Origin of the sequence: Burkholderia gladioli (assembly GCF_000959725.1) — a bacterium.
In the GTDB taxonomy this organism is placed as follows: Bacteria; Pseudomonadota; Gammaproteobacteria; order Burkholderiales; family Burkholderiaceae; genus Burkholderia; species Burkholderia gladioli.
Map to the genome: position 1 here is coordinate 2,878,799 of NZ_CP009323.1, position 24,362 is coordinate 2,903,160.

The 24,362-nt window shown below is 71.4% G+C and carries 24 protein-coding genes and 1 pseudogene; 15 read left to right on the top strand and 10 right to left on the bottom strand.

The window, feature by feature from the left end; genetic code table 11:
- Positions 1-31 precede the first annotated feature (31 nt).
- On the bottom strand, positions 32-1,459 hold the full coding sequence (locus BM43_RS29870) for a sugar porter family MFS transporter (protein ID WP_036052066.1): 1,428 nt from the start codon (positions 1,457-1,459) through the stop codon (positions 32-34).
- Positions 1,460-1,878: 419 nt separating this feature from the next.
- Here BM43_RS29870 and BM43_RS29875 point away from each other — a divergent pair, with 419 nt between their 5' ends.
- Positions 1,879-3,072: an MFS transporter gene (locus tag BM43_RS29875; protein WP_036052064.1), complete on the top strand. Its 1,194-nt coding sequence runs from the start codon at positions 1,879-1,881 to the stop codon at positions 3,070-3,072.
- A gap of 104 nt (positions 3,073-3,176) precedes the next feature.
- The gene (gene dkgB, locus BM43_RS29880; RefSeq protein WP_036052062.1) at positions 3,177-3,983 is read left to right on the top strand and encodes a 2,5-didehydrogluconate reductase DkgB; all 807 of its coding nucleotides are present in this window, start codon (positions 3,177-3,179) and stop codon (positions 3,981-3,983) included.
- A 112-nt stretch (positions 3,984-4,095) separates the two neighbouring features.
- Here the strand turns inward: dkgB and BM43_RS29885 are convergent.
- The 4 genes and pseudogenes from BM43_RS29885 to BM43_RS29900 form a co-directional block, all read right to left on the bottom strand.
- Positions 4,096-4,362 (bottom strand): annotated as a pseudogene (locus tag BM43_RS29885) (fucose-binding lectin II); the annotation flags it as partial.
- Positions 4,363-4,470: 108 nt separating this feature from the next.
- Positions 4,471-5,832, bottom strand: a complete 1,362-nt coding sequence (locus tag BM43_RS29890) for a DUF2242 domain-containing protein (protein WP_036052059.1) — start codon at positions 5,830-5,832, stop codon at positions 4,471-4,473.
- A 256-nt stretch (positions 5,833-6,088) separates the two neighbouring features.
- Positions 6,089-6,517 (bottom strand): Hsp20/alpha crystallin family protein, encoded by a 429-nt coding sequence (locus BM43_RS29895; RefSeq protein WP_036052057.1) that lies wholly within the window; start codon positions 6,515-6,517, stop codon positions 6,089-6,091.
- Between the two features lie 21 nt (positions 6,518-6,538).
- Complete coding sequence (locus tag BM43_RS29900; protein ID WP_025098599.1) at positions 6,539-7,015, bottom strand: Hsp20/alpha crystallin family protein; 477 nt, start codon at positions 7,013-7,015, stop codon at positions 6,539-6,541.
- A 661-nt stretch (positions 7,016-7,676) separates the two neighbouring features.
- On the opposite strand from BM43_RS29900, the gene BM43_RS29905 reads away from it, so the two are divergent.
- Both BM43_RS29905 and BM43_RS29910 read left to right on the top strand, forming a co-directional pair.
- Positions 7,677-9,542, top strand: coding sequence for a phosphoenolpyruvate carboxykinase (GTP) (locus tag BM43_RS29905; RefSeq protein WP_036053616.1), 1,866 nt, complete (start codon positions 7,677-7,679; stop codon positions 9,540-9,542).
- Positions 9,543-9,733: 191 nt separating this feature from the next.
- Complete coding sequence (locus BM43_RS29910; RefSeq protein WP_036052055.1) at positions 9,734-10,654, top strand: 3-hydroxyacyl-CoA dehydrogenase NAD-binding domain-containing protein; 921 nt, start codon at positions 9,734-9,736, stop codon at positions 10,652-10,654.
- Between the two features lie 25 nt (positions 10,655-10,679).
- Here the strand turns inward: BM43_RS29910 and BM43_RS29915 are convergent, their stop codons facing one another.
- The 3 genes from BM43_RS29915 to BM43_RS29925 form a co-directional block, all read right to left on the bottom strand.
- Complete coding sequence (locus BM43_RS29915) at positions 10,680-11,474, bottom strand: AraC family transcriptional regulator (protein ID WP_036052053.1); 795 nt, start codon at positions 11,472-11,474, stop codon at positions 10,680-10,682.
- A 131-nt stretch (positions 11,475-11,605) separates the two neighbouring features.
- Complete coding sequence (locus BM43_RS29920) at positions 11,606-11,875, bottom strand: DUF4148 domain-containing protein (RefSeq protein WP_025098595.1); 270 nt, start codon at positions 11,873-11,875, stop codon at positions 11,606-11,608.
- A gap of 247 nt (positions 11,876-12,122) precedes the next feature.
- Positions 12,123-12,971 carry a LysR family transcriptional regulator gene (locus tag BM43_RS29925; protein WP_013697338.1) on the bottom strand — a complete coding sequence of 283 codons (849 nt, stop codon included), beginning with the start codon at positions 12,969-12,971 and terminating at the stop codon, positions 12,123-12,125.
- 255 nt (positions 12,972-13,226) lie between these two features.
- Between BM43_RS29925 and mdcA the strand changes: the two genes are divergently transcribed.
- From mdcA to BM43_RS29965, 8 genes are all read left to right on the top strand, one after another.
- The gene (gene mdcA, locus BM43_RS29930; protein WP_036034115.1) at positions 13,227-14,873 is read left to right on the top strand and encodes a malonate decarboxylase subunit alpha; all 1,647 of its coding nucleotides are present in this window, start codon (positions 13,227-13,229) and stop codon (positions 14,871-14,873) included.
- 104 nt (positions 14,874-14,977) lie between these two features.
- A complete protein-coding gene (gene mdcC / locus BM43_RS29935; protein WP_013697340.1) occupies positions 14,978-15,295 on the top strand; it encodes a malonate decarboxylase acyl carrier protein in 318 nt (105 codons plus the stop codon).
- A complete protein-coding gene (locus BM43_RS29940) occupies positions 15,292-16,215 on the top strand; it encodes a biotin-independent malonate decarboxylase subunit beta (protein WP_036052052.1) in 924 nt (307 codons plus the stop codon). The genes mdcC and BM43_RS29940 overlap by 4 nt, the downstream gene beginning before the upstream one ends.
- Positions 16,212-16,928, top strand: a complete 717-nt coding sequence (mdcE, locus tag BM43_RS29945) for a biotin-independent malonate decarboxylase subunit gamma (RefSeq protein WP_036052050.1) — start codon at positions 16,212-16,214, stop codon at positions 16,926-16,928. Before BM43_RS29940 ends, mdcE begins: the two co-directional genes overlap by 4 nt.
- Positions 16,903-17,655: a malonate decarboxylase holo-[acyl-carrier-protein] synthase gene (gene mdcG / locus BM43_RS29950; RefSeq protein WP_036053614.1), complete on the top strand. Its 753-nt coding sequence runs from the start codon at positions 16,903-16,905 to the stop codon at positions 17,653-17,655. The genes mdcE and mdcG overlap by 26 nt, the downstream gene beginning before the upstream one ends.
- Entirely contained in the window at positions 17,652-18,533 is an 882-nt protein-coding gene (gene mdcB, locus BM43_RS29955; RefSeq protein ID WP_370448973.1) for a triphosphoribosyl-dephospho-CoA synthase MdcB, read from the top strand. Before mdcG ends, mdcB begins: the two co-directional genes overlap by 4 nt.
- A complete protein-coding gene (gene mdcH, locus BM43_RS29960) occupies positions 18,530-19,462 on the top strand; it encodes a malonate decarboxylase subunit epsilon (RefSeq protein WP_036052046.1) in 933 nt (310 codons plus the stop codon). Before mdcB ends, mdcH begins: the two co-directional genes overlap by 4 nt.
- 289 nt (positions 19,463-19,751) lie before the next feature.
- Complete coding sequence (locus BM43_RS29965) at positions 19,752-20,339, top strand: phospholipase D-like domain-containing protein (RefSeq protein WP_036053612.1); 588 nt, start codon at positions 19,752-19,754, stop codon at positions 20,337-20,339.
- Between the two features lie 115 nt (positions 20,340-20,454).
- On the opposite strand, the gene BM43_RS40895 is transcribed toward BM43_RS29965, so the two are convergent.
- Complete coding sequence (locus BM43_RS40895) at positions 20,455-20,643, bottom strand: hypothetical protein (RefSeq protein WP_144417704.1); 189 nt, start codon at positions 20,641-20,643, stop codon at positions 20,455-20,457.
- On the opposite strand from BM43_RS40895, the gene BM43_RS29970 reads away from it, so the two are divergent.
- From BM43_RS29970 to BM43_RS29980, 3 genes are all read left to right on the top strand, one after another.
- A complete protein-coding gene (locus BM43_RS29970) occupies positions 20,633-21,490 on the top strand; it encodes an alpha/beta hydrolase family protein (RefSeq protein ID WP_036052045.1) in 858 nt (285 codons plus the stop codon). The two genes, BM43_RS40895 and BM43_RS29970, sit on opposite strands and share 11 nt — an antisense overlap.
- A 108-nt stretch (positions 21,491-21,598) precedes the next feature.
- The gene (locus BM43_RS29975) at positions 21,599-22,228 is read left to right on the top strand and encodes a glutathione S-transferase family protein (protein WP_036052044.1); all 630 of its coding nucleotides are present in this window, start codon (positions 21,599-21,601) and stop codon (positions 22,226-22,228) included.
- A gap of 145 nt (positions 22,229-22,373) precedes the next feature.
- Complete coding sequence (locus BM43_RS29980; protein WP_013697349.1) at positions 22,374-22,580, top strand: hypothetical protein; 207 nt, start codon at positions 22,374-22,376, stop codon at positions 22,578-22,580.
- 199 nt (positions 22,581-22,779) lie between these two features.
- Here BM43_RS29980 and proP read toward each other — a convergent pair whose 3' ends face one another.
- Positions 22,780-24,270: a glycine betaine/L-proline transporter ProP gene (gene proP / locus BM43_RS29985; protein WP_013697350.1), complete on the bottom strand. Its 1,491-nt coding sequence runs from the start codon at positions 24,268-24,270 to the stop codon at positions 22,780-22,782.
- Positions 24,271-24,362: the final 92 nt, after the last annotated feature.

The window sequence follows — 24,362 nt, forward strand, 5'->3', positions numbered from 1 at the left end:
GCCCGTCGGCGACCGCCGCGGCCGCGGTGTTTCAGGGCGCGCGGCGCGCGCGGGCGGCGGCGCGCGGCGTGAAGCGGCCTTCCTTGAGCGCGCGCTCGATGTGCTCGAGGCTGCGCCCGCGCGTCTCCGGGACCGCGAAATAGATGAACAGGCAGGCCAGCAGGTTCAGCGCCGCATAGACCCACATCGCGCCGCCCACCCCCAGCCATTGCGTCATGCTCAGCGCGGTGCCCGTGAGCAGCAGGTTCGAACCCCACAGCGTGGCCGCGTGCGCGCCGGTGGCCTGGTTGCGGATCGCCACCGGATAGAGTTCGGAGCCGAGCAGCCAGCCGATCAGCTGGATGCCGCCCGAGTTGAAGATCATGAACACGATCAGGCAGGCCACGATCCACAGCGGCCGCTGCGTGCCGCCGGCGCCGTCCTGCATCACCCAGCCGAGCGCGGCGAGGCTGGCGGCGGCCACCGGCAGCGTCGCCAGGCTCAGCGCGCGGCGCCCGACGTGGTCGATCAGGAGCTTGCCGACGAAGGTCATCACCAGGTAGGTGGTGGCCACGCCCAGCGCCGCCCAGAGCGCGGCCGAGGCGCCGAAGCCGGCGTCGCGCAGGAAGGTCGGCGTGTAGTAGATCATCATCTCGATGCCGGTGAGCTGGGTGAAGGCGGCCACGCCGAGCCCGGCGACCAGCGCGGGCCTGACCCAGGGCTCGCGCATCGCGCGCCAGCCGCCGGCGCCGTCGCGGCGCTGCCGCTCGACGGTGGCGCGGATCTCGGCCAGCTCCTCGCGCACCGCGCGCTCCGAGTCGCGCACCTGCGCGAGCGCGGCGCTGGCATCGTGCAGGCGGTCCTGCTCGACCAGCCAGCGCGGGCTGCCGGGCAGCCGCGAGATGCCGAACAGCAGCACCAGCGAGGGCAGCACCGCCAGGCCGATCATCAGCCGCCAGTCCACCAGCTGCTGGCCGGCCACGCCGACGATGGCCGCCATCAGGATGCCGATCCCGATCGAGACGTTGAAATAGGTGACCAGCCGGCCGCGCCGCGCCGGCTCGGCGAGTTCGGCGATGTAGGTGGGCACGATCTGGGTCGAGCCGCCCACCGCGAAGCCGAGCACCAGGCGCGCCGCGCCCAGCCAGAGCGCCGAAGGCGACAGCGCGGCGGCGATCACGCCGACGGTGTAGATCGCGGACACGACCAGGATCGTGCGACGCCGGCCCAGGCTGGCCGACAGGCGCGTGCAGGCCAGCGCGCCGATCACGGCGCCGAGCAGGATCGCCGCGGCCACCCATTCCTGGGCGCGGTAGTCGAGCGCGAAATCGCGCGCGATCAGCGGCAGCGCGCCCGAGATGATGCCGGTGTCGTAGCCGTAGAGGCCGCCGGCGATCGCGGCGACGGCCGCCGTGATGCGCATGGTGGCGGCTTGCGAGCGCTTCCGGCCGGTGTCGATCGCGAGCGATTCGGTGCTCATGCCTTGCCTCCTGTCTCGGTGCTTATGAAGGATGGCGCCGTTCAGCCGTGCTGCGGCGCGATAGATCAATTATGCATCAATAGAGCAAAAGATCGAATTTGGGCTTCGGAAGGAAATTCGTGCGGGAATGCGGGCTGCGGCCGGATCGCCGAAGCAATGAAGGAAATTGGCATATTACGTGGAGATTCGTGATGATGAAGCAATAAAAAACACTTATCGAAACAATAAGCGTGAATGATGACGCGTGTCCTTGCCTTGCAACGGCAAGGGTGGAGGGTTCGCCAGTGCCCCGATCATTGACTTCGAGTCAAGGGTCTTTCCACGACGGCCGGCTTTTTGCATGGCAACATCGCGGGCACACTACGCATCAACCGAAATCGCGGGCGTCCGTCGCCCGCTTCGCCACAGGATCCGCTGCCATGAACGCTTCCTCCTCTCCCGCCGCGTCGGCCCCGCGCTCGACGCTTCCGCTGCTCGCGCTGGCCGTCGGCGCGTTCGGCATCGGCACCACCGAGTTCTCGCCGATGGGGCTGCTGCCGGTGATCGCCGAGGGCGTGCATGTCACGATCCCGAGCGCCGGCATGCTGATCAGCGCCTACGCGATCGGCGTGATGGTCGGCGCGCCGGTGATGACCCTGCTGCTGGCGCGCGCCTCGCGGCGCACCGCGCTGATGCTGCTGATGGGCATCTTCACGATCGGCAACCTGCTCTCGGCGGTGGCGCCCGACTACACCACGCTGCTGCTGGCGCGCCTCGTCACCAGCCTCAACCACGGCGCCTTCTTCGGCATCGGCTCGGTGGTGGCGGCCTCGGTGGTGCCGCGCGAGCGGCAGGCCAGCGCGGTGGCGACCATGTTCATGGGCCTCACCATCGCCAATGTGGGCGGCGTGCCGGCGGCCACCTGGCTCGGCCAGATGATCGGCTGGCGGATGTCCTTCGTCGCCACCGCGGGCCTCGGCCTGTTGGCGATCGCGGGGCTGTTCGCGGCCCTGCCCAGGGGCGAGTCGGGCCGCATGCCAGATTTGCGCGCCGAACTCGCGGTGCTCACGCGCCCCGTGGTGCTGGGCGCGCTGGCCACCACGGTGCTGGGCGCGGGCGCGATGTTCACGCTCTACACCTACGTGGCGCCGACCCTCGCGCAGCTCACGCATGCCACGCCGGGTTTCGTCACCGCGATGCTGGTGCTGATCGGCGTCGGTTTCTCGATCGGCAACGTGGCCGGCGGCCGCCTCGCCGACCGCTCGCTGGACGGCAGCCTGATCGCCTTCCTGCTGCTGCTGATCGTGGTGATGCTGGCCTTCCCGATGCTGGCCGCGACCCATGTGGGTGCCGCGCTGGCCCTGCTGGTGTGGGGCATCGCGACCTTCGCGGTGGTGCCGCCGCTGCAGATGCGCGTGATGCGCGCCGCCTCGGAAGCGCCGGGCCTGGCCTCCTCGGTCAACGTGGGCGCCTTCAACCTCGGCAACGCGCTGGGCGCGGCGGCCGGCGGCGCGGCGATCTCCTCGGGCCTCGGTTACTCGGCGGTGCCGATGGTCGGCGCGGGAATCGCCGCGCTGGGCCTGCTGCTGGTGCTCTCGCAACTGCGCCGCCGTCCGCGGGCACTGGCCTGCTGAGCGCCCGAAGACTCGCGCGGCGCGCCCGGCGCGCCGCTTTTCATCCGCTTTTCATCCTTATCCGGCCGGCATCGCGCCGGCACTCATCGACAGGACAACGAATCATGAATCGCATTCCTCCGTTCGGCCTCGGCACGTTTCGCCTGAAAGGGCAGGTGGTGGTCGACTCGGTGCGCGACGCGCTCGAGCTCGGCTACCGCGCGATCGACACCGCGCAGATCTACGACAACGAGGCCGACGTCGGCCGCGCGATCGCCGAATCGGGCGTGGCGCGCCAGGAGCTGTACCTCACCACCAAGATCTGGGTCGACCATTACGCGGCCGACAAGCTGGCGCCGAGCCTCGAGGCGAGCCTCGCCAAGCTGCGCACCGACCAGGTGGACCTGACGCTGATCCACTGGCCCGCGCCCGGCAACGGCGTGCCGCTGGCGGCCACGCTCGAGGCGCTGGCCGAAGCCAAGGCGCGCGGCCTGACGCGCGAGATCGGCATCTCGAACTTCAATATCGCGCTGACGCAGGAGGCGATCGAGGTGCTCGGCGCCGAGGCGATCGCGACCAACCAGATCGAGCTGAGCCCCTATCTGCAGAATCGCAAGCTGGTGGCCTTCCTCGAATCGCAGGGCATCGCCGTGACCTCGTACATGACGCTGGCCTACGGCAAGGTGCTGGGCGACCCGGTGCTCGGCGAGATCGCGGCCGCGCATGGCGCGACGCCGGCGCAGGTGGCGCTGGCCTGGGCCCTGCAGCTCGGTCACGCGGTGATTCCCTCGTCGACCAAGCGCGCCAACCTGGCCAGCAACCTGCTGGCTCGCGACCTGAAGCTGAGCGACGCGGAGATGGCGCGCATCGCCGGCCTCGAGCGCAACGGCCGCGAAGTGAGCCCGGCCGGCCTGGCGCCTGAATGGGATTGAGCGAACCGCGTGTGTCCCGCTCCGGACGAATGCCGGAGCGAGGCGTGATGCATCGAAAAACGGCCGCCCGTATTCGAGGCGGCCGTTTTGCATTCCTGTTTCCTTTTTTTGCTCAGCCGATCGGCCATTGCAGGACCGCGATCCCGTCGTTGTAGTCGCTGTCGTGGCCGTCTTCCGAAACGAGGATGCCGAAATTGACCGTGAACGGCTGACCATCGGATTTCTTGCCGTTGATCGTCACCTCGAAGCGGATCTTGCCGTTGCCGGAATTGAGCGTGGATTCGCGCGGGCCGTCTCGCGTGGTGAGCTTATGATAGGCCGCCGGTTCCTGGCTGTCGCCGATGAACAGCTTGATGTGCTGCTGCTCGGCGGCATTGGCGAGCGGTGGTGTCAACGACGCATCGCATCGTTGATGGATTTCGAATCTCGGTGGGGGATATTCCTCGTCGCTCGCGATGAGCGACGGGGATGAGCCGCAAGCGCAGGCTCAGGGATTCGGCGTGGCAGCCGAGGCGGCAGCGGGTGCCGATGTGGTGGGCGTCGAGGCAGCGGGCGTCGAGGCGGCCGGTGCCGAAGCGGCAGGGGCCGCTGCCTGCACTGCGCTCGACATCGAGGCGGGCACGGCCGGCGAGGGAGCCGGCGCTGACGGGGCCGCGGCGTTCGGCGTGGCAGCCGGCGCCGACGCGCTGGCCGGCGCGGCAGGTGCCGGATTCGGCGTGGCCGGTGCCGCGCCCGGCGTCACGTTCACCAGCCCCGGCGCGGCCGGTGCCACCTGGGCGGCGGCCGAGGCATTGATGCCCGGCGTGAAGGCCGCGGCGGCCTGGGCGGCGCCGCCGTTTTCCACGGCGGAGGTGCCGGTCGAGGGCACCACGGCCTGGTTGCCGTTGGCCGTGGCAGCGGCGGGCACCGGGGCAAGATTCGCTCCCGCGGCGGCGGCCTGGTGCGGCACGGCGGCCGGCGCGGCAGCGCTCGATGCGGGCGCCGGTGCCGGGCTCGGCGAACCGGCCGGCGCCTGGCTTGCCACCGGGGCCACCGGGGCTGCCGGAGCTGCCGGCATCGCCGCGCCAGGAGCCGTCACGGCATGGGCCTGGGCGGCACCCGGCGCGGCGGTCGCCAGCGCGGCCGCGCCGGTGGCCGCCACCGGCACGGGCGCGAGGCCCGAGATCGGTGCCGAGGGCGGGGTCGGCACGGCCGGCGTCTTCAGCTTCACCGAGCCGTCGTCGCCGGGCGTGCCGGTGCTCGGGGCCGGTTCCGGCAGCGGCGCCACCGGCTCCTTCTCGGCGGCCTTGGCGGCGGCCTTGCCGTGCCGTGCCGGGTCGACCTTCAGGAAGTGATCGACCAGCTTGAAGAAGCGGTCGTAGAACACGCCGGCGGGAATCGTCTCGCTGGCGATCTTCACCATCGAATCGTCGCTCGAGCCGATCGGCAGCGACACCGAGCCCAGCACCGAAAGGCCGACGCTGGCCGAGGTATTGGTCTTCTTCAGCGTGTAGCGGTCCTGCACCGCGTTCACGTAGGCGATGCTCGAGCTCGAGTCCGCATCGGCGTCGACGCAGACCACGTGGAACTCGATCACCACGTGGGTATCGTTGTTCGGCTGGAAATTCTTGCTGCCGTCCACCGTATCGGGCCGCGCCAGGTTGGTGATGTAGCCCTGGCTCAGCAGCGCGCGGCGCGCCGCCTCGCAGGTGGCCGTCGAACTCTCGTGGAAGGTATGCGTGTACGGGCTGCTCGATGCGTCGAACTGCTCCTGCGTGTACAGCGGCTTGGGCGCGGACGAGCAAGCCGCCAGCAGGGTGCCGGCGGCAAGCGCGCAAGTCAGGGAAATCAGGCTGGGTCGATTGTGCATGGCGTCGAGTAAGGGGCGGGCCCGCCGCCGCGCGGCCGTCGCGCTGCGAGGCCCCTGCCGGTTGCGTGACCGGCCGCTATTATAGTTTCCCCTGATGTCGGCCTGCAGTTGGGGCCGCCGGGTGCCATGAAAAAAATCCCGCCGGGTGGAGGCGGGGGGCGGGAGGCGGATCGAGAGCGGCCGGCCCGGCGCGGGCGCGGCCCCGGCATCGGGCGCCGCGCCTTGACGGCGACGGCGCGCCGATGGCGGACGAGGTTCAGGCCGTGCCCGTGGCCACCTCGATCTTGCGCGGCAGCGCTTCGGCGCGGCGCGGGATCCGCAGCGTCAGCAGGCCGTCGCGCAGGTTCGCCTCGATGCGCGCGGTATCGAAGTGCGGGCTGACCACGAAGCTGCGCAGATAGCGCGGCGCGCGCCATTCGGCGTGCTGCACGCGCAGGCCTTCGGTCTGCGGCAGCGACACCTGGGCGTCGATGGTCAGGCGGTTGTCGTGCACGCGCAGGTCGAGCCCGGCCTTCGAGACGCCGGGCAGGTCGGCCCACAGCGTGATGCCCTCGCTGTCCTCGACGATGTCGACGGCCGGCGCGACGGCCGGGCCGCGGCGCGGCGCCTCGCTGGCTTGCGTGGATTCCGGCGCGGCAGTGTCGGCGACGGCGGGGCGATCGATCAGTTCGGACGTGGTGTTCATGGCGATATTCCTCGAGGCTGTTTACTGGACTTGGATCGAACGCGGCTGCGATGCCGCGCGCTTCGCGATACGGATGCGCAGGCAACCATCCTCGTAGCGCGCCTGGATGTCGTTGGCATCGGCATTCGAGGGCAGTTCGACGGCGCGACGGAAGCGTCCGCCGAAGCGCTCGCGGGCCAGCACGCGAGCGGCCGCACGCGGCGCCTCGCCTTCGGCCTGCGGTGCGGCGGGGCCGGCCTGTGCCTCGCGGCGCTCGCCCGTGATCGTCAGGAGTCCTTTGTCGATGCTGAGGTCGAAGTCGCCGGCCTGCATGCCCGGTGCCGCCACCACGATCTCGATCGCCTCGTCGGAGGCGCCGATGTTGATCGGCGGGAAGCTGTCGAAGCGCCCGCTGCGCGCGGCCGCCGCGAACGAGGGCGCGGCCAGCAGGCCCGACATCTGCCGCTGCAGCCGGTCGAATTCGCCGAACAGGCCGGCACCGAAACGATAAGTGGTCATGGTTCGAGTCCTCTCGAGGATCGGCACGCGCGGCCCTGTTTGAAACACGCTGCGTGCGATGCGTTGTCAACCGGCGGCGCGGGTCGCGCTCGCCTCATGGCTCCACAGGTAGGAACGCCGTGCACGAATTCAAGAGGCCATCGTCAATCGAGCTTGCACGCGCATCGATGGCCGGGGCGCGAGCCTCTCGCCATGTTTCGCGCGCGCCGTCGTGTCCGCGATGAAAAGGCCCCGCGTGGAGGGCGGCGCCGGGAGAACCGCCGGGGTCGCGCCCCGCTTCAGGGCGATCCCTATCGGGATCATCCCGAATCGCGCCCTCCAGCCGTCCCAAACTGCGGGAGCGCGATGGTATGCTGGCCTTCTTTCTTATAAGGAGGTCGGCATCGGCAAGCTCGCGATGCCGATGACCAAGATCGATTCGCCTCTCGATACGCCAGAAGGTTCTGGTGCCGGCCGCGGCCATCTCCGCCGCCGCGCCGCCGCATTGCGCCGGAACCCGCCCGCAACGCCCGTGCCGCGCGCTCGCGCAACGGCTGCGGTTCGTCGCGAACCGCAGCCTGCCTCGTCCGCCCGCATCCATGCGCCGCCGCGTCCACGCTGAAGCTTCATGCCGGGACGCGCGCCACTCACCGAATTCCTGTTCAACTACCTGGAGATTTCCATGACCCGAAGCCATGCGCTCGAGGCTACGCATTCCGTATCGCTCGACGTACCCGAGTACGTTCGGCACCGCGGCCTCGTCGACTGGGTGGCGCGCATCGCCGCGCTGACCGAACCCGAACGCGTCGTCTGGTGCGACGGCTCGCAGGAGGAATACGACCGCCTGTGCGAACAGATGGTCGCGCAGGGCACCATGATCCGGCTCGATCCGCTAAAGCGTCCGAACTCGTTCCTCGCGCTGTCCGATCCGTCCGACGTCGCGCGCGTCGAGGATCGCACCTTCATCTGCAGCGAAGCGCGCGAGGACGCGGGTCCGACCAATCACTGGATCGCGCCGGCCGAGATGCGCGTCACGCTCGACGGGCTGTTCCGCGGCGCGATGCGCGGCCGCACGCTCTACGTGGTGCCGTTCTCGATGGGCCCGCTCGGCTCGCCGATCGCGCATATCGGCGTGGAGCTGTCCGACAGCCCCTACGTGGCGGTCAACATGCGGATCATGACGCGCATGGGGCGCGACGTGTACGAGGTGCTCGGCGAGGACGGCCATTTCGTGCCCTGCGTGCACAGCGTCGGGCATCCGCTGGCGGCCGGCGAGGCCGACGTGCGCTGGCCCTGCAACGACACCAAGTACATCGTCCACTTCCCCGAGACGCGCGAGATCTGGAGCTTCGGTTCGGGCTACGGCGGCAACGCGCTGCTCGGCAAGAAATGCTTCGCACTGCGGATCGCCTCGACCATGGGCCGCGACGAGGGCTGGCTCGCCGAGCACATGCTGATCCTCGGCGTGAGCGCGCCCGACGGCACCAAGCGCCATATCGCGGCGGCCTTCCCCTCGGCCTGCGGCAAGACTAACTTCGCGATGCTGATCCCGCCGGCCGGCTTCGAGGGCTGGAAGGTCACCACCATCGGCGACGACATCGCCTGGCTCAAGCCCGGCGCCGACGGCCGGCTCTACGCGATCAATCCCGAGGCGGGCTACTTCGGCGTGGCGCCCGGCACCGGCGAGAAGACCAATCCCAATGCGCTGGCCACGCTGCGCGAGAACGTGATCTTCACCAATGTCGCGCTGACCGACGACGGCGACGTCTGGTGGGAAGGCCTGACCGACACGCCGCCCGCCCACCTGCTCGACTGGCAGGGCCAGGACTGGACGCCGGAGATCGGCAAGGAGACCGGCCGCAAGGCCGCGCATCCGAACGCGCGCTTCACGGCGCCGGCCTCGCAATGCCCGTCGATCGACGCCGATTGGGACAATCCGGCCGGCGTGGCGATCGACGCCTTCGTGTTCGGCGGGCGCCGCTCGACCACGGTGCCGCTGGTGACCGAGGCACGCGACTGGACCGAGGGCGTCTACATGGCCGCCACCATGGGTTCGGAAACCACCGCCGCGGCAGCCGGCAAGCAGGGCATCGTGCGCCGCGACCCGTTCGCGATGCTGCCGTTCTGCGGCTACAACATGAGCGACTACTTCTCGCACTGGCTCACGCTCGGCAAGCAGCTCGAGGCCTCGGGCGCGACCCTGCCGAAGATCTACTGCGTGAACTGGTTCCGCAAGGATGCCGACGGCCGCTTCGCCTGGCCCGGCTTCGGCGAGAACATGCGCGTGCTGAAGTGGATGCTCGATCGCCTCGACGGGCGTGGCGAAGGCGTCGAGCATGCGCTGGGCATCACGCCGCGTTATCACGACCTGCACTGGCAGGGCCTGGCCTTCACGCCGGCGCAGTACGAGCAGGTCGCCTCGGTGGATCGCGAGGCCTGGCGCGAGGAGCTCGCGCTGCATGACGAGCTGTTCGACAAGCTGAAGGCGCGCCTGCCGCAGGCGCTCAGCGAGACCAAGGCGAAGTTCGAGTCGCGCCTGGCCGACTGAGGTCGGGCTTCATAAGAAGAACGCCACGCTGGCCGCAAGCCGCGTGGCGTTTTTCATTATCGGTCGCGCGCGCAGGGATTCGCGGCGAACGGCGTGCCTCGCCTGCGCTTCGCGACGCGCAAGCGCCGATCGATGCGACAATCGTCGCCGGGCTTCCCGGACGACTCAACTACATCGGAGACACGCATCCCATGGACATCCAACGCATTGCCGTGATCGGCGCGGGCGTGATCGGCGCGAGCTGGACCGCCTTCTATCTCGACCAGGGTTTCGAACTGGTGGTGAGCGACCCGGCACCCGAGGCGGCCGCGCAGTTGAACGCCGCGCTGCGGCGCTTCATGGGCGAGACGCGCCTCGCCGAGTGCACGGCGCGGCTGCGCTTCGAGGCCGATCTCGAGGCCGCGCTCGACGGCGTCGATTTCGTGCAGGAGAACGGCCCGGAACGGCTCGACGTGAAGCGCGAGCTGTATCGCCGCATGGATGCGCGGCTGCCGGCCGAGGCGCTGATCGCCTCCAGCTCGTCGGGGCTCACCATGTCGGCGATCCAGAGCGCCTGCGAGCGCCATCCCGAACGCTGCCTGATCGCGCATCCCTTCAATCCGCCGCACCTGATCCCGCTGGTCGAACTGGTCGGCGGCGAGGCCACCTCGGCCGAGACCCTCGCGCGCGCGAAACGCTTCTACGACGCGCTCGGCAAGGTCACCATCGTGCTCAACAAGGAAATGGCCGGCCATGTCGCGAACCGGCTGGCGGCCGCGCTGTTCCGCGAGGTCTATCACCTGGTGGGCGAGGGCGTGGTCAGCGTGGCCGATGCCGACAAGGCCGTGTCGTGGGGGCCGGGCTTGCGCTGGGGATTGATGGGGCAGGGGCTGACCTATCACCTCGGCGGCGGCGAGGGCGGCATGGCGCATTTCCTCGACCATCTGTCGGGGCCTATCACGAGCTGGTGGGACGATCTCGGCACGCCGTCCTTCAACGAGGCGGTCGATCGCAAGCTGGTCGAGGAACTGCGCGAGATCCAGGGCGAGCGCTCGATCGCCGAGTTCGGCGCCGAGCGCGATCGCCTGCTGGTCGAGCTGATCGAGGCGCGGCGCCGCAGCTTCCTGCCCTGAGCGCTCGGCTCGCCGCGTCGGCTTCTCAGTTGTAGAAGGCCGAGGGCGCCACGCCGAAATGCCGCTTGAATATCGCGGTGAAGGCGCTCTGGCTGCGATAGCCGTGGTCGAGCGCGACGCCGAGGATCTTCTCGCCGTGCGCGAGGCGTTTCAAGGCCAGCAGCAGGCGCGCCTGCTGGCGCCAGCGGCCGAAGGTCATGCCGGTCTCGCGGCTGAAGCCGCGGTAGAGCGTCTTTTCCGACATGCCGAACTGGCGGGCCCATTCGGTGATGGTGCGATCGTCGTGCGGCGAGGCCAGCAGCGCGTCGCAGACCGCGCGCAGCCGAGCATCGCGCGGCCAGGGCAGGTGCAGCGGCAGTTGCGGCACCGAATTGAGCTCGGCCAGCAGCAACTGCATCAGGTGCTCGTCGCGCGAGCCGGGCGCGTAATCGAGCGGCACGTCGATCGCCGCCACGATCAGCTCGCGCAGCAGCGGCGGCACGTCCACCACGCCGGTGCGCGCGCGCAGCGCCAGCGCCGCCGAGGGCTCGACGAACACGGTGCGCATCTGCACGTCGCCGCTCATCTGCACCGCGTGGTCGAGTCCGGCCTCGAGCCAGACGCCGCGCGTGGGCGGCACCACCCAGGCACCCGTTTCGGAGGTCACCTGCATCACGCCCTCGATGGCGTAGAGCAATTGCGCGCGGCGATGCCGGTGCGTGGCGATATGCAGGCCGTTCGGATAACGCGCGGCCATCGCGGCGACCGGGCGCGGCGTGTTCTCGTAGGGCAGGTGGTCGACGGGCTCGGCTGCCGATCGGGGCGTGGCGAAAGGGGACATGGCGGCGGTCGGCTAGGCGCGCACGGCACGGTGCCGCGCGCGAAACACGCCCATCCTAGGGCGTTTCGCCGGTTTCGCCAATCGTCGCGGCCGGGCGGCGGCGGGCCGCCCGGATCGCGCGGATGCCGCGCTTATTGCTGCGCTTGCGTTTGCGGCTGCGGCTGCTGGGCCCAGCTCGGCGTCTTCGACTCGAAGCGCGCGCGGTTGCGCTCGATGGTGCTGTCGCTGGGCGGGTAGTCGCCGTCGGTGGTCGGGATGGTGCCCTCGCGGTAGGCCTGCACCAGTTCGGCGACCACTTGCGCGTGGGTCTTCTCGGGCGGCGTGGCGGCGGTGGACGACTGGGCCTGCGCCAGGGGCGCGACGGCGGCCAGCAGCAGCGGCAGGCAGAACAGGGATCGCATGATGGGGCTCCTTCATCGGCATCGCGGCGCGTTGTGCGCACCGGCGCGCGGAGTGCGCGACGGCCGTTGCGGCGCATTCTGGCCGCGGGAGGCTGCCCGGACCGTGACCGGACGATGACGTGCTTGTCAGTTGGCTTGCGGCGGCCCGGGCAGGGCGCTGCCGCTTGTCAAGCATCGCTAACGAATCGCCGATGACGGCCTGACGAATGCCTGACGCGCGATGCTGAAGGCCGCCGCCGTGCCGGCTTCAGAATTCGGCGGCGGCGGCCGCGAGCGTCGCCTCCAGCGCCAGCGTCGAGCGCGAGGCGGAAGCCGGCCGGTCGATCACGTATTCGAGATCGCCGAGCGCGGGCAGGTCGGCGTCGAGCTTGGCCAGGCCCTGCGGGATCACGTAGCCGGCGAAGGCCGACACGCCCAGCCCGGCCGCCGCGGCCGCGCGCAGCGCCGCGATGCTGCTGCTCGACACGGCAATCCGGTAGGGCCGGCCGATCGCGTCGAGCGTCTCCAGCACGCGCCGGCGCGACACGCTGGGCTCGGGATGCAGGGCCAGCGGCAGCACCGCCTCGCGCCCGGTGATCGGCGAGCCGGGGCCGGTGCACCAGTAGAGCGGCTCGGTGCGGATCACGCGGCCGCGCCGGCTGCCGGCGACGCGCTTGGCGAATACCAGGTCGTGGCGCCCTTCGTCGAGCGCGTCGAACAGGTCGCCCGACAGGCCGGTGGCGATCTCCAGCTCGACCTCGGGATTGCGCTGGATGAAGTTCGCCAGCGCCGCGGCCAGGTGGGTGGAGGCGAAATCCTCCGACATGCCGAGCCGCACCTTGCCCGACAGCGGCGGCCCGCAGACCGACATCACGGCCTCGTCCATCAGCTCCAGGATGCGGCTCGCGTAGCGGTGCAGCGCCTCGCCGTTGGCGGACAGCCGCACGTTGCGCGTGTCGCGCTCGAACAGCGGCCGGTCGAGCAGTTCCTCCAGCCGCCGGATGTGCTGGCTGACGGTCGATTGCGAGAGGTTGACGCGCTCCGAGGCGGCGGTGAAGCTGCCGGTCTGGGCGACGGCGACGAAGCTGCGCAGCAGCTCGGGCGGTAAGGGACGCATGGCGGAATCCAGTGGGGCAGGGCAAGGACGGCTTGCCGGCGCGAGCGCGGCGAGCACGCGCCGGCAGCGGCGCTCGCCGGCCTGGAACGAGGGGCGCGCAGCGGGCCGTGGCAGCAGTCTACGGCAAGACGGGCGGGCCCGGCGCGAGATCGATCGGCGCGGCCTCTGAGTGGCATTCGGCAACTTCATCAATCGCGCGCGGGGCGCGGCTTACAATCGTCGCCACGACCGGATACGCATCGCAGGAGAGACGCAATGACGGCATGGAATCAGGCGCAACAGGCACGCGACGCGCGCCTCGCGGCAGGCGCGCATCTCGCGCGCGGCAAGCGGGTGGCGGCCGAGGATGCCACCGCGCTGCTCGAGGCGGTACTGCGCCCGGGCGACCGGGTCTGCCTGGAAGGGGACAACCAGAAGCAGGCCGACCTGCTGGCCGCCGCGCTCGCGGAAGTCGACAGCGGCAGGATCCACGACCTGCACATGGTGCAATCGGGCATCGTGCTGCCCGAGCATCTCGACGTGTTCGAGCGCGGCATCGCGCGGCGCCTCGACTACGCCTACTCGGGCCCGCAGTCGCAGCGCATCGCCAGGCTGCTGTTCGGCGGGCGCATCGAGCTGGGCGCGGTGCATACCTATCTCGAGCTGTTCGCGCGCTACTTCATCGACCTCACGCCGCAGGTCGCGCTGATCGCGGCGGTCAGCGCCGACGCCGACGGCAATCTCTACACCGGCCCGAACACCGAGGACACGCCCACCGTGGTGGAGGCCACCGCCTTCAAGGACGGCATCGTGATCGCCCAGGTCGACCGCATCGTCGATCGCGTGCCGCGGGTCGACATCCCCGGCGACCGTGTGCACTTCGTGGTCGAGGCGGGCCGGCCCTTCTTCGTCGAGCCGCTGTTCACGCGCGACCCGGCCGCGATCACCGAGACCCAGATCCTCACCGCGATGCTGGCCATCAAGGGCATCTACCAGCCCTATGGCGTGAAGCGCCTGAACCACGGCATCGGCTTCAACACCGCGGCCATCGAGCTCTTGCTGCCCACCTACGGCGAGCGCCTGGGCCTGAAGGGGCAGGTCTGCACGCACTGGGCGCTCAATCCGCATCCCACGCTGATCCCCGCGATCGAATCGGGCTGGGTCGAGCAGATCCACTGCTTCGGCTCCGAGGTCGGCATGGACGACTACATCCGCGCGCGCTCGGACATCTACTTCACCGGCGCCGACGGCTCGCTGCGCTCGAACCGCGCGTTCTGCCAGACCGCCGGCCTCTATGCCTGCGACATGTTCATCGGCTCGACGCTGCAGATCGACCTGGCCGGCCATTCCTCGACCGTCACCGAGAGCCGCATCGCCGGCTTCGGCGGCGCGCCCAACATGGGCAGCGACGCGCGCGGCCGGCGCCACCCGAGCGAGCCCTGGCTGAAGGCCGGCGAGCAGGCCGATCCGGCCACGCCGGCGGCGCTGCGGCGCGGCCGCAAGCTGGTGGTGCAGATCGGCGAGACCTTCGGCGAGAAGAACGCGCCGATGTTCGTCGAGCAGCTCGACGCGCTGCGCCTGGCTGACCGGCTCAAGCTCGATCTCGCGCCGATCATGGTCTATGGCGACGACGTCACCCACGTGGTGACCGAGGAGGGCATCGCGAACCTGCTGCTGTGCCGCGACGCGGACGAGCGCGAGCACGCGATCCGCGGCGTGGCCGGTTATACCGAGATCGGCCGCGGGCGCGATCGCAAGCTGGTGGAGCGGCTGCGCGAGCGCGGCGTGATCCGGCGCCCCGAGGATCTCGGCATCGATCCGCTCGATGCCGACCGGCGCCTGCTGGCGGCGCGCTCGGTGAAGGACCTGGTGCACTGGTCGGGCGGCCTGTACGCGCCGCCCTCGCGGTTTCGGAACTGGTGAGTCAAGTGCGCGGCGAAGGTGCCCTCGGGTGCCGCCGCCGCGAGCCGCGCGGCATGCCGCGCGTTTCGGCCGGCCTTCGGGGAAGCGCCGGCGGGAGAAATCGAATGGAACGGCTCAATTATCGTCATACCGCGCGGCAACGCGCGGCGGGGGAGGCGGCCTCGGCGCTGGTCGGCGTGGTCGCCTCCGGCAATCTGGAGGTGCTGGTCGAGCGAGTGCTCGGCGGCACCGACTGCGAGGTCGAGATCCAGACCGCGGCGGTCGGCTTCGGCGAGGTCTGGCAGGCGGTGATCGCCGACTTCGTCGAGCGCCGCTCGCCGGGCGGCCTGCGCCTGTCGATCAACGACGGCGGCGCGCGGCCCGACACGGTCGCGCTGCGCCTGGCCCAGGCGGTGCGCGCCATCGAGGGAGGCCAGCGATGAACGGTTTCGATCCCGTGGCGGCCGGCGCGAGCTGGTACGAGGCCTCGGCGCGGCAGCGCATCGACGGACTGGTGGATGCCGGCTCCTTCGTGGAATTCGTCGGCCCCGCCGAGCGCGAGATGAGCCCGCACCTGCCGCTGTTCGAGCTGCCGCGCCAGTTCGACGACGGCATGATCGTCGGCCGCGCGCGACTGGAGGGGCGCGAGGTGCTGGTCGCCGCGCAGGAGGGCCGCTTCATGGGCGGTGCCTTCGGCGAGATCCATGGCGCCAAGCTGACCGGGCTGCTGCGCGCCGCGCGCGAGGCGGGCACGCCGGTGCTGATCGCCTTCGATACCGGCGGCGTGCGCCTGCAGGAGGCCAACGCCGGCGAGCTGGCGATCGCCGAGATCATGCGCGCGCTGGTCGATGCGCGCGCGGCCGGCACGCCGGTGATCGGGCTGATCGGCGGGCGCGCCGGCTGTTACGGCGGCGGCGGCCTGCTGGCCGCCTGCTGCTCGGCGCTGGCGGTGTCCGAGCCGGGACGCATCAGCGTGTCCGGCCCCGAGGTGATCGAGACCAATCGCGGCGTCGAGGAATTCGATTCGAAGGATCGGGCGCTGGTCTGGCGCACCATGGGCGGCAAGCATCGCCGGCTGATCGGCGGCGCCGAGCGCTTCGTCGAGGACACGCTGCCGGCCTTCCGCGCGGCCGCGCTCGACCTGCTCGCGGCCCGTCATGCCTTCGACCTCGAAGTGCTCGACGCCGAGCAGAGGCGGCTCGAGGCGCGCCTTGCCGCCTACGGCGACTGCGCCGACGCGCGCGAGGTCTGGCAGCGGCTCGGCGCGAGCGAGGCCGAAGCCGAGGCGATCCCCGCCATGCCGGGCGAATCCTTCGCCGCGCTGGCCGAGCGCCTGCAAGCCGTCAAGGGAGAAGCACGATGAAGCTCGATCAGATCCTGGCCGCCTTCGAACACGAGATCGCGATCCGCGACGACGGCCTGCTGGCCGGCCGCGCCAGCCTGGCGGGGCGCGTGGTCGAGGTGATCGGCGTATCGGGCGGGGCCTTCGTGGGCGTCGACGAGGCGCTGTGGCTGTCCTCGCGCGTGCTCGACATCGTGCGGCGCGGCGGCGACACGCCGATCCTGGTGCTGGTCGACAGCGCCAGCCAGCGCATGAGCAAGCGCGACGAGCTGCTCGGGCTCAACGAATGCCTGTCGCACCTGGCCAAGAGCCTGATGCTGGCGAGCCTGCGCGGCCATCCGACGATCGGCCTGCTGTACGGCGGCACGGCGGCGGGCGCCTTCATCGCCACCGCGCTGGCCACCCGCGTGCTGCTCGCGCTGCCCGGCGCCGAGCCGGCGGTGATGGACCTGCCCTCGATCTCGCGCGTCACCAAGCTGCCGCTCGAGGTGCTGCAGGAGATGGCGAAATCGACGGCGGTGTTCGCGCCCGGTCTCGACAATCTCGCGCAGACGGGCGCCGTCGACGCCGTGCTCGATCCGGCGCAGCCGCTCGGGGCCCAGTTGGCGCCCTGGCTCGATGCGCCGTCCGACCGGGCCGATGGTCGCGACCGGCTCGGCGCCGAACGCGGCGGCCGCCCGGCCGCGGCGCGGATCGCCGAGCGTGTCCATGCACTCGCCCGCTCGGCCGGCTGAGGCCGCGCTGGTCCGTCATGGCCTGGTGCGCGTCGCGCCCGAGGCCTGGCGGGTGCTGCTCGCCGCCGAGCCCGCGCTGGCGGCCGGGGCTGTCGATGCGGCCGATATCGTCGATGCGGCCGACGCGGCCGCGCGGTCCGTGCTGCGTGACTGGGTCGTGCGCGGCTGGCCGTTGATGGTGCGGCGCCCGGGGCCCTGCGACGCGGCCCGTCCCGGCGTGCCGCTCGGCCTGCCGCTGCCGCCCTCGCTCGGCAAGCGGCGGATCGGCGTGAGCCTGGCGGCCGAGGCGATCGTCTCGATCGAGCGGCCGCCCGCGCTGGATTCGTTGCGCGAAGTCGCGCCGCCCGCCTGGCGTGCCACGCTCGATGCGCTGGACGCGATCACGCGCCGTCACCGGATCGTCTGCCGCGCGTTCGGCAGCCTGGCCTGGCAAGGGCTGACGGGCTTGCCTTACCTTTCCGCGAATTCCGATCTCGATCTGTTGTTCGAACTGCCGCCCGGCTTCGATGCCGCTGGCGATGGCATGGCGATGCTCGCCGCCATGCTGGATGACGTGGCCGCTTGCGAGGCCGATGCGCCGATGCGCATCGACGGCGAGGTGATCCGCGTCGACGGTGCCGGCGCGAACTGGCGCGAACTGCAGGCGGGGCAGGACGCGGTGATGGTGAAGACCGCGACCGACGTGCGGCTGCTCGCGCCGCGAGATTTCCTGGCGGGGGCCGCGTGATGGGCCGCCCGCGCTTGCGCCTGCCCGCGCCCCGCCAGCCGGATCGGCCGGCCGAGGGGCCCGAGGCGATGATCGGCGCCTTCGCCGAGCGCTGCCTGCGGCTCGAGGTGGACACCTGGCCGAAGCCGGGGCTGGTCAGCCGCGTCGACAATGGCAGCCATCTGGACATGAACGCCGGCACCTTCGCGCGCAGCGCCGCCGCGATCGGCCCGTACCTCGCCGAACTCGCGCGCGCCGGCGCGGAACGTCGCGAGATGGCCGCGCTGCGCCGCATCGGCCTGCGCGCCGAGCACGCGATGCTGGCCGCCACCGGCGGCGTGAACACGCATCGCGGGGCGATCTTCGGGCTGGGCCTGCTGTGCGCGGCCGCGGGCCTGCGTCATGCAAGCTCGCCCGGGCCGGCCGCCGGGCCGACGCTGGGCGACTGGGTGGCGCGGCAATGGGGCGCCGAGATCCTGCTCGGGCCCCGTCCATCCGACAGCCATGGCGAGATCGCGATCCGTCGTCACGGCGTGGGCGGCGCGCGCCGGGAGGCGGCCGACGGATTCCCGAGCGTCTACCGGATCGGGCTGCCCGCGCTGCGCGAGGCGCGCGAGTTGCGGCCCGGCGACGAGGCGGCCGCGCGCGTGCAGGCCTGCTTCGCGCTGATCGCCGAGCTCGACGACACCAACCTGCTGCATCGCGGTGGCGCCGAGGGGCTGGCCTTCGCGCAGCGCGGCGCGCGCGAATTCCTGGCGCGCGGCGGCGTGGCAGCGAGCGACTGGCTCTCCCGCGCCGAGGCCGTGCATCGCGCCTTCGTGGCGCGGCGCCTCAGCCCGGGCGGCGCGGCCGACCTGCTCGCGATGAGCCTGTTCGTCGACGGCTTCGAAGCGCCATGACGATCGCGCTGCTCTGTTCCGGGCAAGGCCAGCAAGGCCCCGACATGTTCGACTGGATCGGCGAGGATGCGACCGTCGAGCCGTGGTTCGCCCACGCCTCGCGCTGGTTCGGCGCCGATCCGCGCGACTGGCTGCGTCGCGCCGACGAGGACGCGCTGCGCGCCAATCGCGCCGCCCAAGTGCTCTGCACGCTGCAGGCGCTGGCGGCCCACGCGCGGCTCGCGCCGCTGCTGCCGAGGCGGCGCTGCGTGGCCGGCTACAGCGTCGGCGAGCTGGCCGCCTGGCATGTGGCGGGGCGGATCGGCCCGATCGAGGCGCTCGACCTGATCGCCGCGCGCGCCGAGGCCATGGACGCGGCCAGCGCCGGCGACGAGGGCATGCTGTTCGTGCGCGGCCTGGGCCGTGCCGCCCTCGAGGCGCTGTGCGCGGGCCGCGAGGCGGCGCTGGCCATCGTCAATCCCGGCGAGGCCTGCGTGCTGGCCGGCAGCCGCCAGGCGCTGGCGGCGCTGGCCGAGGCGGCGCGCGCGCAGGGCGCCGCGCGGGTGGTGCCGGTGCCGGTGCGGATCGCCTCGCATACGCCGCGGCTCGCGGCGGCCGTGCCGGTGTTCCGCGATGCGCTCGGCGCCGTGTCGGTCGCGCGCGGCGCGGCCGGCACGCGCCTGTTCAGCGGTATCGACGGCGCCGCCGTGCTCGATACCGAAACCGGGCTCGACAAGCTCGCCCGCCAGATCGCCGAGCCGCTCGAGTGGGCCGCCTGCCTGGCCGCCTGTGTCGAGGCCGGCGCGAGCGCCTTCCTCGAACTCGGGCCGGGCCGCGCGCTGGCCGAGATGGCGGGTGCGGCCTATCCGTCGATACCGGCGCGCAGCCTGGCCGATTTCCGCTCGCTGGACGGCGTGCGCGGCTGGCTGGAGAGGATCGAGGCGGGTTGAAGGGCGCGGTGGCATGAAGGTCGCCGTGCAAGTGGAGGGCTTCGCGAGGGATCCGGCCGAAGCGGATGATCGAGGCAGCTTGAACGAGGCGGCGAAGGCGGCGGCGGCATGCCGTCGCCGTGCAAGCGGAAAGGTCTCGATACCGGCCGGAAGCCGGGCGATCCACGGCACCCGAAGCCGCCGCCGGACGCGGCTGGCACGGCCCGGCGAACGCGCGTTCGTCGCCGCCGCGCCACGCCGCGCAGAAACCGCTTGCGAGCCGCATCGGCGTGACTACAATACGCGCCCGATGAGACCACACGCCCGCCTTGCCGCCGCTTTCAGCGCGGCGTCCGCCTTTGTCGCGCCCGCCGCTTTCGCGCTGCCCGCGCCCTTCGTCGGCGCGAGCGCCAGCGCCTATTTTTCCGATGATGCCGTCTCGGCCGACCTGGCCGCCGAACTGGTGCGCGGCGCGCGGCAGCGCGTGCTGGTGGCCGGTTACGCCTCGCTGTCGCCGAAGCTGGCGGCCGCCCTGTGCGATGCGCGCCGGCGCGGGGTCGCGGTGCGCGTGGTGCTCGACCGTTCGGCGCCGGCACTGCGCTACAGCGGCGCGGCCCTGCTGGCCGAAACCGGCGTCGAGGTGGTGTTCGCGCGTCGCGCCGGCCTGATCCGCGCGCCGTTCCTGGTGGTCGACGATGCCGTCGCGACCGAGGTCGCGGCCCGGCGCGCGGGTTTGGCCAGGGCGGCCAGCGGCGTGGACGCGGCCGCGCTGCTGCCGCGTGCCGACATGCGCCCCGGCGTGCACGAGTTGAATGTATTCCACGACGTGCCGCGGCTCGCGCAAGCCTATGCGCAGACCTTCTGGCGCCTCTACCGCGTGGCGGCCGCCGAGCGCTGAAATCCGGGCCGCCGTCGGCGAGCGGGATCACGTCTTGCGGCACATGACGGCCGGCACGCGCGCATGCGAAACCCGATGCGCCGCCGCCAAGCCGGTCGGTGCCGGCGCCGCCTCTTCATCGTCGCGCCGTTTCGATCCGGCACCATAATGGCAGACCGTTCGACGGACCGGACAGACACCGGCCCGCCCGTGCCGCGCGATGCTGCGGCGCGGCCCGCCGGAACGGCGCGACGACGCAGTTGGCGGCCTGCGCGTTCGCTTGCACAATAGCCGCTCCCACGACGAGGCAGACGATGGCGATCACGGTCGAGACTCTCCAGTTCGCGGCACGCGACGGACGACCGTTGACGGGCTCGCTCCATATTCCCCCCGTATCGAACCGGCGCGCGGTGCTGATCAACAGCGCGCTGGGCACGCCGCGCGCGCGTTACGACGCGTTCGCGCGCTTCCTGGCCGAAGCCGGCTTCAGCGTGCTGAGCTACGACAACCGCGGCATCGGCGGCTCGCGCACCGCGGTGGGCGACGCCGATCGCGTGCGGCTGCGGCAGTGGGGCGAGGCCGACCTGCCGGCCGCGCTCGACTGCCTCGCCGCGCGGCTGCCCGAGGCGCGTCAGTTCGCCGTCGGCCATGCCACGGGGGGACGGCTGCTCGGTCTCGCGCCGAACCTGGGCCAGTTGTCGGGCATCGTCACGATCGCGGCCGGCACCGCCTATCGCGGCGACGCGCGCGGCCTGGCCGGGATCCGGCTGGCGCTGGCCGGTTACCTGACGGTGCCGTTGGCCGGGCGGCTGCTGTCGCGCGTGCCGGGCCGGCTGCTGCTCGGCGCCGAGGCCGACGTGCCGGCGGGCATCGCGCGCGACTGGGCGCGCGGCTGCCGGCAGGCGGGCGGCGACCTGGATGCGGCGGGGTCGGCGGCGCGCGCCGGTTTCGAGGCCTATCGCGGCCCACTCCTGGCCTATGCGATCGAGGACGATCCCCTGGCGCCCCCGGCGGCCGTCAGTGCGCTGCACCGGCAATTCATCCATGCCGAGGTCGAGTCGCGCTGGATCGCCCCGCATCCGGGGCACGCCCCGATCGGCCAGGCCGGTTATTTCCGCGACGACAATCGCGGCCTGTGGCCCTCGTTGGCCGACTGGCTGGCCGCCTGCTGAATCGACGGGGCGAGGCCTTCCCGGTCTTCCTGAAGGTGCCGGCACTGGCGCCGGGCCGCTAGACGCTGTTACAGTCGTCGGTCCCGCCGTCAACCGAGTGAGACTCAGATGAAGCTGATCGGAATGCTGGATTCGCCCTACGTTCGTCGCGCCGCCGTGTCGGCCAAGCTGCTCGGGCTGTCGTTCGAGCACCAGCCGCTGTCGGTGTTTCGCCATTTCGACGAATTCAGGGCCGTGAACCCGGTGGTCAAGGCGCCCACGCTGTTGACCGACGACGGCACCATGGTGCTCGACTCCTCGCTGATCTGCGACTACCTGGACCACCTGGTCGAGCCGCAGCGGCGCCTGCTGCCGGTGGATGCCGCCGCGCGGCTGCGCTCGCTGGAACTGATCGGCCTCGCCCTGGCGGCGGCCGAGAAGACCGTGCAGGTGGTCTACGAATGCGGCCTGCGGCCCGACGAGAAGCTGCACCAGCCCTGGCTCGACCGGGTCGTGCAGCAGCTCGACGGCGCCTACGCCGCGCTCGAGGCGCGCGTGCTCGGCACCACCGGCTGGCTGCTCGGCGAGCGCATCACCCAGGCCGACGTGACGCTGGCGGTGGTCTGGCGCTTCACGCAGTACGTGCGGCCCGACCACCCGGCCCTGGCCGCGGCCGACGCCGAGCGTTACCCGAGCATCGCCGCGCTGTCGGCGCGTGCCGAGGCACTGCCCGAGTTCGCCGGCACGCCGCTGGACTGATCGGGCAGGGCCGCGGCCACCCGCGGCAGGCACGGCGATTGTTCTGCCGGGCAAACAAGTGACTTCGGCGCCGGCAGGTTTATCCGCCGGCGGCCGCTCCGTAGAATTCACTCCGTCGCCCAACCATCGTCCGCCGGAGCCCGCCATGAGAACCCTGATCGAAAATCGCCTGTATCACCCGTCCGTCGTGCTGCCGATGGTCTCGCTGATGCAACTGATGGTGACGCTCGACTTCAATCTCGGGCAGGTCGGCTTCGTGGTGGCGGGCCGCGGCGTGCGCGCGGCGGTCGAGCGCTCGCGTTCGCTGATCGACTGCCTGGCCTGCCGCAACTGCCACTGCGCCGTGCATTGATGCGGCGGCGGCTCGCCGCCGCGCCGCTCGGGACGCAGGACGACAGACACCCCCGCCTCGGCGGGGGTGTTCGTTTTTGGGCGCAAAGGAAAAGGATGAAGCGGCGGGGCGGCAGCCAATAAAAAAACCGCGCCGACCGGCGAGGTCGACGCGGTGTATCGGGATTGCCGGCGGCGGGAGCCTAGCCCCCGCCGCAGCCTCAGGCGCGGGCCGCCGAGACTTCCGGGTAGCCCTTGTCGGCATCCTCGTCGGCGCGTTCGCGCAGCTCGCGCACCAGCGCATGGGCTTCGCGGCGCGAGGCGACCGCCGGCGGGGAGCCCTTGAGCGGCTGGCGCGCCGTCTCGCGCAGCGAGAGCACCGAGATCGCGCCGATCACGGCCGCCCCCATCAAGTAATAGGCCGGCATCATCAGGTTGCCGGTGCGGTCCACCAGCCAGGCGGTGACCAGCGGCGTGGTGCCGCCGAACAGCGAGACCGAGATATTGAAGCCGATCGCCAGTGCGCCGTAGCGGATCTCGGTCGGGAACAGCGCCGGCAGCGCCGAGGGCATCACCCCGCAGAAGCAGGACAGCAGCACGCCGAGGATCAGCAGGCCGCCGAACACGGGCAGCATCTCGCCGGTGCGGATCAGCATCAGCGCCGGGATCGACAGCGCCAGCAGGCCGATACAGCCGGCCAGCATCACCGGCTTGCGGCCCACCAGGTCGGACAGGCGGCCGGCGGCCAGCGTCATCGGCATCATCAGCACCATCACCAGCAGCACCAGCATCAGGCCGTGCGACTCGTCGAAGTGCAGCGTCGAGGACAGGTAGCTCGGCAGGTAGGACAGCGCCATGTAGTCGGTGACGTTGAAGATCAACACCAGGCCCACGCAGAGCAGCATGGCGCGCCAGTGGCGGCCGAGCGTCTCGCGGAAATTGACCTTCGGCATCGCCTTGTCCTGCGCCTCGCGCAGCTCGGCCTGGCGCTTGAAGGCCGGCGTCTCTTCCAGCTTCATGCGGATGTACAGCCCGATCAGGCCGAGCGGGCCGGCCACCAGGAAGGGCACGCGCCAGCCCCAGGACAGCAGCGCTTCGTGCGAGAGCAGGGCGCTGAGCAGGGCCACCACGCCGGCGCCCATCACGTAGCCGATCAGGGTGCCGAACTCGAGGAAGCTGCCCATGAAGCCGCGGCGCTTGTCGGTCGAGAACTCGGCGATGAAGGTGGCCGCGCCGCCGTATTCGCCGCCGGTCGAGAAGCCCTGCACCAGGCGCGCGACCAGCAGCAGCACCGGCGCCATGATGCCGATCGAGTCGTAGCCGGGAATCAGGCCGATCGAGAAGGTGCCGAGCGCCATCAGGATCATGGTCATGGCGAGCACGCGCTGGCGGCCGATGCGGTCGCCCAGCGGGCCGAACACCATGCCGCCCAGCGGGCGCACCAGGAAGGCGGCCGCGAAGGTGCCGAAGGTGGCCAGCAACTGCGCGGAAGGATTGCTCGAGGGGAAGAACACCTGGCCGAGCGTCACGGCGATGTAGCTGTAGACGCCGAAATCGAACCATTCCATCGCATTGCCGATGGCCATCGCGCGCACCGCGCGCTTGAGCAGGGACTGGTCGACCACGGTGATGTCGTTGACCGTGACGGGGGCGTCGACGGACGACGCGCTAGCGGAAGAGACAGCGGAAGGGCTGACGTGTGAGGCGGTCAAGATAAAGGCTCCTTTGACAGCGGACGACGGCGGCGCGGGAAGGCGCGGACATCGCCACGGTTTGCCGGGGAGCGCAGCGGCGTGGCGGCACG